The organism is uncultured Chloroflexus sp. (assembly GCF_938091255.1).
Lineage (GTDB): Bacteria > Chloroflexota > Chloroflexia > Chloroflexales > Chloroflexaceae > Chloroflexus.
On sequence record NZ_CALLJH010000060.1, the window covers coordinates 1 to 10885 of the forward strand.

The following is a 10885-nucleotide window of genomic DNA, read 5'->3' on the forward strand; positions in this document are numbered from 1 at the left end:
TCTACTACCCTACCACAACAATAGTCAGCGACCATCCCTATGCGATCCTCACTGCGCCATGGGTAGGGAATGCCGAACGCGCAGCAGCACGCTTACTACGTGACTTTCTGCTCAGTGCTGCCGAGCAGACCATTGCAATGCGTGAATATGGCTTTCGTCCGGCTCACCCGCAAGTAACAATTGATCTGAATGACTCGACATCACTGTTTGGTCGGTACCGTGACTACGGCCTTCAACTCGATCTAGCATCACAACTCGCTATCCCGTCACCTGATGTTGTTAATAAACTAGTGGATACATGGAGTCGTGCAACAAAGAAGCCTGAGAGGAGCCATTCATGCTTATGCGACCGTTCAAATTGCTCACGCTGCTCGTATTAACTGTTACACTTCTCAGCGGATGTGGTGACATTGAGTCACTATTCAGCGAAGGTGACACAAATACGATCACCATCAGCATCGCTTACAGCCCCGAAAAGGATAAATGGCTGACCGAGCAGATTGCCCGTTTCAACGACCAGCGGATCACGGTCAATGACCGCCGGGTGCGCGTTGAAGGAATCAATAAGTCATCGGGTGCAGCCCGCACCGAGATCAAAAACGGGACGTTGCAAGTCACCATCTGGACACCCTCGGCCAGTACGTGGCTAGAAGTGCTCAAGCAAGAGACCGGCAATCAGAATGTGGCGGTTTCAAATAAGCCACTCGTGCTTACACCGGTAGTCATCGCGATGTGGAAACCGATGGCCGAGGCCATGGGTTGGCCGAATAAGCCGATCGGCTGGAAGGACATTCTCGATCTGACCAATGATCCACAAGGCTGGGGTCGTTTCGGTCACCCGGAATGGGGGCGCTTCTCGTGGGGGCACACCGATCCAGAAATTAGCACCACTGCGCTCAGCACGTTGATCGCCGAGTTCTACGCCGCCACCGGCAAACGCGATGGTCTGACCGTGGCCGATGTGCAAAGCGAAGAGGCGACCCGCTTCATCCGTGCTCTAGGGCGCAGCATCAAGCACTATGGCTACAACACTTTGATTTTTAGCGAAAATATGAAGAAGTTCGGCATGAGCTACATCTCAGCCTTCCCAATGGAAGAGATCACGCTCATCGACTTCAACAAATTCAACCCGCCGCCGACACCGCTGGTAGCTATTTATCCAGCCGAGGGCACCTTCTGGCACGACAACCCCTTCATCATTATGGCCAGTGCCACCGCCGACGAACGAGCTGCCGCCGAACGGTTCTACGAATTTCTGCTCACCGAAGAGAGTCAGCGTGCAGCGATGTCGTTGGGTTTCCGCCCGGCCAATCCCAACGTTCCCCTGACTGATCCGATTAGCCCGACGTTCGGTGTCGATCCGCAGGGGGTACAGACCGTCTTGGCCGTACCTTCGGCTGAGGTGATCGTTGCGGTCAAGAACTCGTGGTCGCTCAACCGCAAGCGAGCTGACATCGTGCTCGTTGTTGACACTTCTGGTTCGATGGAGGGTGATAAACTGACGATGGTCAAAGCCGGTATCGAGACCTTCCTCCTGCGCATTCTGCCCGAAGATCGGGTTGGGTTGATCACATTTGACTCAACGGCACGGCTCGTAGTACCGATGGCACCATTGACTGACAATCGGATTGCCTTGCAGACAGCCGTGCAAGAGATGCGTGCTAGCGGACGGACAGCGCTCTTCGATGCTTTGATACTAGGCAAGCAAACGCTCGATAAACTACCGCCAGCAGCAGATGATCGGATCCAAGCGATTGTACTGCTCTCGGATGGCGCCGACAATTCCAGCCGGGCATCACTCGATGAGATCCGGCGACTCTTCGATGAGAGCGGGATCAGTATCTTCCCTGTCGCTTATGGCAATGATGCCGATCGGAACGTGCTCGAAGCGATTGCCGAGCTATCCCGCACGATTGTCGTGGTGGGTGATACAGGTGATATTGCCCAGATCTTTGAGAACCTGAGTCGGTATTTCTAGTACTACCGGCTTCGTAGTGCAAGACAGGCGTGGGGAGGCGATCTCTCCGCGCCTCGGTGAAGCAAGGTAACCACAAGGTATGAGCAAAAATACTATAGATGCATTGCGCATTGCCGCGTTACAACCGCTCAATCTACTGGTACTAGTTGCAGCAATACTTGGTGGCTTATCAATGACGATCTGGTGGCTGCCACTAGGCATTATTGTCTACATCGCTGCTACGTGGCTAGCGGCGCGTGACCCATTACTGACTGCACCGCCACCTGCGCCGCGCCCACGCATTACCAGTCCGACACTGCGCGCAGCGATCAGCGAGATCGAGCGTTCGCAACGTGAAGTCGAGCGCGCAGCAAGCGCGGCCCAAGGCCCATTGACCGGTCTACTCAGCAACATCGTTCAGCAGACCCGTGATCTGGTAGCGGAAGCATACCTGCTAGCTGACAAGGGACAGGTGATCGAACGGTATCTTGCCACCAACGATATGCAGCGGATAGCCCAACAACTCACCCAGCTCGATTGGCAGATCAGCGCTACCTTCGATCCCTTTACACGCCAGCAACTCGAAGAACGGCAGCAGGCACTACGTGACCAGCAGCGACATATTCAGGACTTGAGCACGTACATCTCTCGCATTCAAGCACAATTAGCCAATATCGATGCCAGCCTTGACACCACGCTCGCTGAGATCATCAGACTGCGTACTGCCGATGCAGTGGCAATGGCATCGGCGAGTGGCGCTGTGCAGCAACGCCTCGTTGATCTGCGCAGCGATATGGAGGTCTTTCGCAAGGTATTAGATACGGCGATGACAGGGATGTAGGGTGTGGTACGGCGCGATACATAGGGACGGGTTTGAATCTCGCCCCTACCGGTATACAGGCAGATGATTCGGTGCGTGGCGAAGAGTGAATGCTTCACCCCTTCCCCCACCCGTTGCGAAAGCGATATTCCTCTCTTTCACTGCTTGCGGGAGAGTGGAATACGGCAACGGGCGCATCCGGTAGGAACGGGCTTGAAACCCACCCCTACCAACCCCACTCACAGCACAATTGTAAAGGTAGCGCAATCCAACGCTGCTACGAATCATCACCATTTCCTGCTACAATAAGGGCCGAAAATATATTGTCATAGCCATACCCTAAAGGAACAACACCCTATGGTTGCGCGCAATATCATCCCTGCCCGCACACCAGTCGCAACGCCTGACGAGGGGCTGGTATCTGATCTCTTACCGCCGATGCTCGTGCTCCTGACGACGCTATCTGGCGGTGCGATTGGGATTCTGCTCCTCAATCGTTGGGAAGGCAATATCTGGCCGTATGTTGTAATCCTCTTGCTACTCGCCAGCGTCGCCGTGAGCGACCGGTTGCGGCGGCGCGGCAACCTCTATTTGGCTAGTGTGGTAATCGTGGGAGCAATCACGCTCTTGCCGGTACTGAGTTGCGCTGCTTTTGGATTTACCGGTAACATTTTCATTTACCTCTCGGTATTGGGAGTGTTTGCCGCCGGCATTATGGTCTCATCACGGGCGCCATTTCAAGCAGCGCAAGCGGCAATCTTGCTCTACCTGATCTTACTGCTTGGCGCCGATCTGATTGGTCGGTCCCGGCCAACATGGTTTGAAGCGATCGGGCAGATCTTGTTCCAGATTGCGCTGTTGCTCGGTGCGGCGACGCTGAGTTGGGCGGCCGCGTATGTGGTGCGCGGCACGATCAGTTGGGCAATCGACACCGCACAAAAATCCGAGCGGCGCGAGCAGTTGTTGCGCGAGACACAAGCTAATCTCGAACGAGCCTTACTCGAGCGCGATCTCCTCAACGAACAACTGTACCGCACCACGCTTGAGTTGGAAGAGGCGCGAGCGGCGGCAGAGGCCGCGTACCGCTCGAAGGCCAATTTTATGGCCACGATGTCACACGAATTGCGCACACCGCTCAATATTATCATCGGCTTTAGCACTGCGATGCTCGAACATCCCGAAATGTACGGCGATGTGCGCATTGACGAACAGGTGCTGCAAGATATTGCCGAAATCCGGCGTAGTGGCCAGCATTTGCTTGGCCTGATCAACGACATTCTCGATCTGGCGAAAGTTGAAGCGGGTAAGTTGGAACTGAACAAGACCAATCTGACCTTGATACCACTGCTGGATGAAACGATGCGCACGGCGCAGGCGCTGATTGGCGACCGGCCCATCCAATTGCGCCGCGAGTACCGTGATCCGTTACCGACAGTGCTGGCCGATGAGATGCGCGTGCGACAGGTATTGCTCAATTTGGTCTCCAATGCATGCAAGTTTACTCATTCGGGCGAGATTGCGATCGGGGCGCGGGCCGATACCGATCAGGTTGTGCTTTGGGTGCGCGACACCGGCATCGGCATCGCACCGAACGATCAGGAGCGGATCTTCCAACAATTCGAGCAAATTGAAAACGCCGACACCCGCCAGCACGCCGGCACCGGCTTGGGCCTCTCGATCTGCCGTTGGCTGGTCGAGCTGCACGGCGGGCGGATGTGGCTGGAAAGCGAACTGGGCAAAGGCAGCATCTTCTTCTTCTCGTTGCCGCGCACGCGGGCCAGCACGGAACGAGCATAACGGAAATGACGAAACGCGGCAATACCACGTTTCGTCCATCATCAACATCGCACGCTGGCAATGACGCAAGGTAGCAAAGGAGCAAGGAACGATGGCCAGAATTCTCCTCGTCGATGATGTCTACACGGCCCGTTCGATGTTCGAGCGTGTGCTCCGCCACGTTGGGCGACACGAAGTGCTTTCGGTCGGCAGCGGCGCTGAGGCGCTAGCGAAGGTACATGAGTTTGCGCCCGATGTGATTGTGCTGGATATTAGCATGGCCGATCGCGATGGCTTGATGGTGTTGCGTGATCTGCGGGCGCAAGGTATCACGTGCCCGATCATTGCCCACACCGCTCGCACCGAAAAGACACCCGGCGAGTTTGTGGCACAGGGGTTTGACGCCTATGTGCCCAAAACCGGCAATTTGACCAATCTGTTGAGTACAGTGCGCGATTTGGTTGGGCGGTAGATAGGCCCGGCCCGGATGTCCCCGATCGTGTGCGCAGTCCTCAAGGGCCGGGCTTGGCTGACGAAGCCTGCTGCACTGGCCGGCGAGGTGGGGCGCGTATATGGCTTAGTTGTCACCGCGATCAAGCCCTTGCCAATTGCTACATTTCCCTCAATCGCACGCGCCAGTACAACACTAGCGCGTAACCAATCGGTTACAATACGGCATGGTAGCATACCAACCAACAGGAGGTATTGTGACCGTCGATCTGGTACGCGGCATGCGTGATGTCGCCCCGGCTGAGTATATAGCCAGCCGGTATGTACAAGCCATCGTGGAACGAACCATAGCCAGTTACGGCTATCAGATGCTCGATACGCCGATTATCGAGCACCGTGATCTCTATTTGCGCAAACTCGGCGAAGAGCTGGTTGGCAAGGTGTATGAATTCAGCTTCGGCGGGCGTGATTTAGCGCTGCGTCCGGAATGGACGGCGTCGGTGTTGCGGGCGTATGTCGCCGGGATGCAGGATCAACCGTTGCCGCTGCGCCTCAGCTATGCCGGGCCGGTCTTTCGCTACGAGCGACCTCAACGCCATACCTATCGCCAGTTTACGCAGATTGGCGGCGAGATAATCGGCGGGTTACCGCCGCGGGCCGATGCAGAAGTGATTGCGCTGGCCTGCGCCGGGTTAGACGCTGCCGGCGTGAGCGGGTATACCGTGCGTATTGGCCATATCGGGCTGGTGCGCGAGCTGCTGCTGCGTTTTGCGTTGCCAGAACGCACCCGTGGGTTGTTGGTATGGAGCCTTGAGCGGCTGCGGGCCGAGGGGATCGAACCGGTGCGCGAGCGAGTGCTGGCCAATCTGGGCACACCGCCGGAAGGTCTCGAATTGCCGCCCGGCCTCGATGACGCACAGGCGGCTATTTGGCTAGAACGGGTGCTGGCCGCGATGCGAATCGATTTGCGCACCGGCACCCGCAGCCCGGCTGAAGTGATCCAACGCCTGCTGCGCACGCTGCGCCGGGCCGATGAGCAGCCATTAGTCGAAGCGGCCCTAGCACAGTTGACCCAACTTGCTGCGGTCAGCGGCTCGCCCGCGCAGGCGCTGCCGGCGCTGGCCAGTTTGCTCGGCAACGAATCGGCGGCTTTCCGCGAATTGCAGGCTATTCTCGACCTCCTGACAGCGCATGGCGTGCCGAGCGAGCGACTGGTGATCGATGGCGCGTTAGGCCGCGGATTGCACTACTACACCGGCCTCATCTTCGAGATTTACGACCATGACGGAAACCAGCTCTGCGGCGGCGGGCGCTACGACGATCTGGTCAGTACCCTCGGCGGGCGACAACCAACCCCGGCAGTCGGTTTTGCGTATGGGTTGGAACGGGTGTTGGCTGCGGCGGCGCTGCCAGAATTAACGCCGCCAGCGACCGTCTTAGTCGCCGCAGTGAGCAATGACGACTACCCGTATGCGTTAGCAGTCGCCGAGCGCATCCGCGCCAGCGGGAGAGCGGTTGTACTCGATGTGCGCGGGAGGAGCGTGAAAGACAATCTGCGCGATGCAACGCGGCGCGGTTTTGCCGCCGCCGTGATTGTGGGCGCAGCCGAACGTGAGGGCGAGTACGTCGTGTGGCGCGATCTGGCTGCGCGCACTGAACGGCGGATTGCGCTGGCGGCATTGGGGGAGGTGTTATGAGCGCTGCACAAGCGTGGGGGCGCTGGGTTGACTTATTGCCGGTGCAGCAGCAACAGCTCATCGCGAAACAGCCAATCTGCTGGTTACCATGGGCAACATTAGAACCGCGTGGATCGCACTTGCCCTGCGGGGTAGCTGGGTATATTGCCGAAGCGGTGACCGAAGGCGCAGCGCGCCGGGTTGGTGGCGTCCTCTACCCATTGCTGTGGTGGGATAGCAATGACAATATTGCACTATTCCGCCAACTCGTGGCGGCACGGCTGGCTGCCGTAGCCACACAAGGGTTTCAAGTTGCTATTGTGATCGGTTTGCCTGAGACCACGATGATTGATCTGGCGCTGATCGAGGCTGCCGAGGCGGCGTGGTCGCAACATCAACTGCTGACTCTTGCCATCTCGCCGCTCGAACTGGTTGATGAAACGATGCAAGATCACGGCGCGCTCTGGGAGACCTCGCTGTTGCTGGCTATGCACCCGGAATTGGTCGATCTCAGCCAATTCGCACCCAATGATGGGCGCAATGTGCGCGATGTGGCCAGCCCCTCGCTAGGCAACCATGCGCTCACGTTGGCGATTGATCGGCTGGCAAAGGCCGTGCAAGATGTCTATACCCGGCGGAACGTAGCCGCGATCACTGCTCTGTACCAACAGCGCCGCGCGCGTTATAACAGGTCTGCGCTATGACACTCCGTTTTGCCATTCCGTCCAAAGGCTCCGGCTACGACGCGACGATTGCGTTGCTGGAAAGTTGCGGTCTGCGCGTGACTCGCGCCAACCCGCGCCAGTACACGGCGGTGTTGCGCGGACTGCCCGGTACAGAGGTTTTACTGCATCGCCCAGCCGATATTGTGACCAAAGTGGCCGAGGGCGCGATTGATTTGGGTGTGACCGGCTACGATCTGCTGCACGAACAGCGCGGCGATGACGATGATGATGTGCTGGTCGTCATCGACGACCTCGGCTTCTGGCGGGTTGAGCTGGTCTTTGCCGTGCCCCAAAGCTGGATCGATGTCACTTCGTGGGCCGATCTGGCCGATCTGGCAGTCGAATTCCAAGCGCGGGGCCGGCGATTGCGGATCGCAACCAAGTACCCCAACACCGTGCGCCGGTTCTGCTATGCCAATGGCATCAACATCTTCGAGCTGGTCGAGTCGCAAGGGGCGACCGAGGCCGCACCGAGCCTCGGCTACGCCGATATTATTGCCGACATTACCGAGACCGGCACTGCCATTCGCGAAAACCAGTTGAAGATCGTCGGCGGGCCGATCATCCGCTCGCAAGCGGTGTTAATCGGCTCGCGCCGTTCGTTGCGCGGTAACCCAGCCCGGCTAGAACTGGTGCGCCAGCTTTGCGAATTGATCGAAGCGCGCCGGCGTGGGCGGCTCTTCTATTCGCTGACTGCCAATCTGCCCGGCGCATCGGTAGAAGAGGTGGGGCGGAAGGTAACAGCCCGCCACGAACTGGCCGGTTTGCAGGGGCCAACGATTGCACCGGTGTGGAGCAAATTTGCCAGTGAGAGCGGGTGGTACGCGGTCAATGTGGTGGTGCCGCAAGAGGAACTATTGCCGGCGATCGATTACCTGCGCAGCATCGGTGCTAGCAGCGTCACGACTGTCCAAGTGCAGCACGTCTTTCGGGCTGAGAGTGAGGCGTTTACGCGGCTGAGCGCGCGCCTTGGCGAGGAGCGATTATGAGCCAGTATAGTGCAGCCGGAGTAGATATTGCCGCGGCGACGCGGGCAAAAGAGCTGATGGCGGCGGCGGTGCGCAGCACCCACGGGCCAGCAGTACTGGCCGGGATGGGGGCGTTTGGCGGGTGTTTCGATGCGGCGCTGGCGCTGGCCGGTATGCAAGCGCCGGTGCTGGTCAGCAGCACCGATGGCGTGGGTACCAAGACGCTGGTCGCCACTGCGCTTGGCCGCTATGACACAGTTGGGCAGGATTTAGTCAATCACGCGATTAACGATATTTTGGTGCAAGGTGCGCACCCGCTCTTCTTCCTCGATTACATTGCGGTGGCGAAGCTCGATCCGGCGCAGGTGGCAGCGATTGTTAGCGGCGTCGCCGCCGGGTGCCGCGCCGCCGGCTGCGCGCTGATCGGCGGCGAAACCGCCGAGATGCCCGATGTCTATACTCCCGGCGCCTTTGATCTGGCCGGCACTATTGTCGGCGTCGTTGAGCGGGCTGAGATGCTGCCCCGCCCCGACATAACCCCCGGCGATGCGATACTGGCACTGCCAAGCACCGGCCTGCACACCAACGGCTACTCACTGGCACGCCGGATCGTCGCCCAGCACTTCGCTGCCGAAGGGTATTACGCTCGTCCAGCAATCCTTGGCGGGCAAACGATTGGCGAGGCGCTGCTGGCGATCCACCGCTGCTACCTGCCTGAAGTGACCGCGTTACGCACGGTGGTACCAGTCAAGGCGCTCTGCCATATCACCGGCGGCGGCATTTATGACAACCTGCCACGAGTCCTACCGGCAGGTATGGGAGCTGCCATCGTGCGCGGGAGGTGGGACATCCCGCCGATTTGCCAATTGCTGGTTGAGGTTGGCGGTTTGAGCGAACAAGAAGCCTACCACGCGCTCAATATGGGGCTGGGCATGCTGGTAATCGTGCCGGCTGAAACGGTAGCAACCGCACTGGCAACCATCCCGGAGGCGCGGTTGGTTGGTCAAGTGACGGCCACGCCAGCGGTGCGGCTGGTGGATGAGGGAGCATAGCCGCGAAGAGCCAAAGAGGGACGGGAGGGTTGCTATGAGGAGGGTTTGCGCCAGTTGCCGGTGTATCACTCCGCTACCACCCTCACACTCGCATCGGCGGGATACTGCGGCGAGGGCTGCGGCCCGTCGCAATGACACAAATGCAGCCCGCGCCCTACGGGCAGGGTTGATCGGCGGGCCAGTGGCCCGCGCCCCACGGGAAGGAGCAGAACATGGAACTCGGACATGTGTTGGCCGAAGGCAAGACAAAGGTTGTATACGCCCACCCTACCGATCCTGACCTCGCGATTCTGCGCCACAAAGACGGCATCACCGCCGGCGACGGCGCGCGCCGCAGCGTGATCGAGGGCAAAGGGGCGCTGGCCGGGCAGACAACGGCCAACGTCTTTCGCTTGCTGAACCGGGCTGGGATTGCGACCCACTTCATCGCCGCGCCAGAACCAACGCTGACCGTCGTGCGGCGCTGCGCAATGATCCCGCTAGAGGTAGTGATACGCCGCTTACCGGCAGGATCATACCTGCGCCGCCATCCCGAAGCGGCGGGGCAGCGGTTTGAGCCGCCGTTGGTCGAATTCTTCCTCAAAGATGACGCTCGCCACGATCCGCAGATCACGCCGGAAGAGATCGTCGCGCAAGGAATTGCTACTGCCGCCGAAGTTGAGCAGATGACGAACACGGGCCAACAAGTCTTTCAGACCCTCGAAACGGCATGGGCCGCGCTTGACGTCACACTGGTTGACCTCAAAATCGAGTTTGGCCGGGCCAGCGATGGCAGCCTGCTCGTCGCCGACGTGATCGACAACGACTCGTGGCGGATCTGGCCGGAGGGCGACCCCAACCGTATGCTCGACAAGCAGGTCTATCGCAATGCGCAGGTGGTTGACGAGGCGCTGCTGGCCGATGTGCGCGAACGGTACGCGCTGGTGGCCGAATTGACGGGACGTTGGACGACAGCAACCTTGTAGAGACATCCAGTTCGTAGAGACGCACGTCTGTGCGTCTCTACGGTACGTCCTAAAAATACAACGGTTCCATTCACGGTGCTGGAATCACAATAATCCGCGGCGCCGCAGTCAATGTTACTGTTGTTGACAGTGGCAATGGATTGCCGGTAGCATCGTATATGGCGCGAGCATTGGCCGGGAGGGGAAACGTTCGCTCAACACCATCAATACTCCAAACAACGATCACCTCACTATCGGCAGTGCGGAAGTGATACCCTTCCAACCCATTCACTGCAACCGAGCGCAGATAGCGCGCTTTGCCGAGCTGCTGGCGAGCAAATTGGAAGGCGCGAAAGGCCGGGAGCGGTTGTTGAGCACTGTCGAGCAGACCACCCTCTTGCCAGCCGGGGCCGTTGAGTGTGTACCAGTGCGACATGAGCAGATCGGCGGCAATCGTGCGGGCATAGAGGCGTACTACCGCATCGGCTTTAGCCTCCTCGAAGCCGTTGGGACGGCA

The 10885-nt window shown here is 59.0% G+C and carries 9 protein-coding genes and 2 pseudogenes; 10 read left to right on the forward strand and 1 reads right to left on the reverse strand.

The window, feature by feature from the left end; translation table 11 throughout:
* From Q1A00_RS17000 to Q1A00_RS17045, 10 genes and pseudogenes are all read left to right on the forward strand, one after another.
* A pseudogene (locus tag Q1A00_RS17000) lies at nt 1-380 on the forward strand (substrate-binding domain-containing protein); the annotation flags it as partial.
* Entirely contained in the window at nt 344-1978 is a 1635-nt protein-coding gene (locus Q1A00_RS17005) for a VWA domain-containing protein (RefSeq protein ID WP_298407228.1), read from the forward strand. The pseudogene Q1A00_RS17000 and the gene Q1A00_RS17005, both read left to right, overlap by 37 nt.
* A gap of 79 nt (nt 1979-2057) precedes the next feature.
* Nucleotides 2058-2798 carry a hypothetical protein gene (locus tag Q1A00_RS17010; protein ID WP_298407226.1) on the forward strand — a complete coding sequence of 247 codons (741 nt, stop codon included), beginning with the start codon at nt 2058-2060 and terminating at the stop codon, nt 2796-2798.
* Between the two features lie 336 nt (nt 2799-3134).
* Entirely contained in the window at nt 3135-4574 is a 1440-nt protein-coding gene (locus tag Q1A00_RS17015) for a HAMP domain-containing sensor histidine kinase (protein WP_298483247.1), read from the forward strand.
* A 91-nt stretch (nt 4575-4665) separates the two neighbouring features.
* Entirely contained in the window at nt 4666-5025 is a 360-nt protein-coding gene (locus Q1A00_RS17020) for a response regulator (RefSeq protein ID WP_298407221.1), read from the forward strand.
* Between the two features lie 235 nt (nt 5026-5260).
* The gene (hisZ, locus tag Q1A00_RS17025; RefSeq protein ID WP_298407219.1) at nt 5261-6700 is read left to right on the forward strand and encodes an ATP phosphoribosyltransferase regulatory subunit; all 1440 of its coding nucleotides are present in this window, start codon (nt 5261-5263) and stop codon (nt 6698-6700) included.
* A complete protein-coding gene (locus Q1A00_RS17030; protein WP_298407217.1) occupies nt 6697-7383 on the forward strand; it encodes a creatininase family protein in 687 nt (228 codons plus the stop codon). The genes hisZ and Q1A00_RS17030 overlap by 4 nt, the downstream gene beginning before the upstream one ends.
* The gene (gene hisG / locus Q1A00_RS17035; RefSeq protein WP_298407213.1) at nt 7380-8393 is read left to right on the forward strand and encodes an ATP phosphoribosyltransferase; all 1014 of its coding nucleotides are present in this window, start codon (nt 7380-7382) and stop codon (nt 8391-8393) included. Before Q1A00_RS17030 ends, hisG begins: the two co-directional genes overlap by 4 nt.
* On the forward strand, nt 8390-9424 hold the full coding sequence (gene purM, locus Q1A00_RS17040; protein WP_298407209.1) for a phosphoribosylformylglycinamidine cyclo-ligase: 1035 nt from the start codon (nt 8390-8392) through the stop codon (nt 9422-9424). Before hisG ends, purM begins: the two co-directional genes overlap by 4 nt.
* 212 nt (nt 9425-9636) lie before the next feature.
* Complete coding sequence (locus tag Q1A00_RS17045; protein ID WP_298407206.1) at nt 9637-10389, forward strand: phosphoribosylaminoimidazolesuccinocarboxamide synthase; 753 nt, start codon at nt 9637-9639, stop codon at nt 10387-10389.
* Nucleotides 10390-10459: 70 nt separating this feature from the next.
* Here the strand turns inward: Q1A00_RS17045 and Q1A00_RS17050 are convergent.
* A pseudogene (locus tag Q1A00_RS17050) lies at nt 10460-10885 on the reverse strand (hypothetical protein); the annotation flags it as partial.

Excerpts from the sequence above, each read along its gene's own strand:
- Q1A00_RS17005 (WP_298407228.1), top strand. The coding sequence starts at position 344 with ATGCGACCGTTCAAATTGCTCACGCTGCTCGTATTAACTGTTACACTT.
- Q1A00_RS17010 (WP_298407226.1), top strand. The coding sequence starts at position 2,058 with ATGAGCAAAAATACTATAGATGCATTGCGCATTGCCGCGTTACAACCG.
- Q1A00_RS17015 (WP_298483247.1), top strand. The coding sequence starts at position 3,135 with ATGGTTGCGCGCAATATCATCCCTGCCCGCACACCAGTCGCAACGCCT.
- Q1A00_RS17020 (WP_298407221.1), top strand. The coding sequence starts at position 4,666 with ATGGCCAGAATTCTCCTCGTCGATGATGTCTACACGGCCCGTTCGATG.
- Q1A00_RS17030 (WP_298407217.1), top strand. The coding sequence starts at position 6,697 with ATGAGCGCTGCACAAGCGTGGGGGCGCTGGGTTGACTTATTGCCGGTG.
- hisG (WP_298407213.1), top strand. The coding sequence starts at position 7,380 with ATGACACTCCGTTTTGCCATTCCGTCCAAAGGCTCCGGCTACGACGCG.
- purM (WP_298407209.1), top strand. The coding sequence starts at position 8,390 with ATGAGCCAGTATAGTGCAGCCGGAGTAGATATTGCCGCGGCGACGCGG.
- Q1A00_RS17045 (WP_298407206.1), top strand. The coding sequence starts at position 9,637 with ATGGAACTCGGACATGTGTTGGCCGAAGGCAAGACAAAGGTTGTATAC.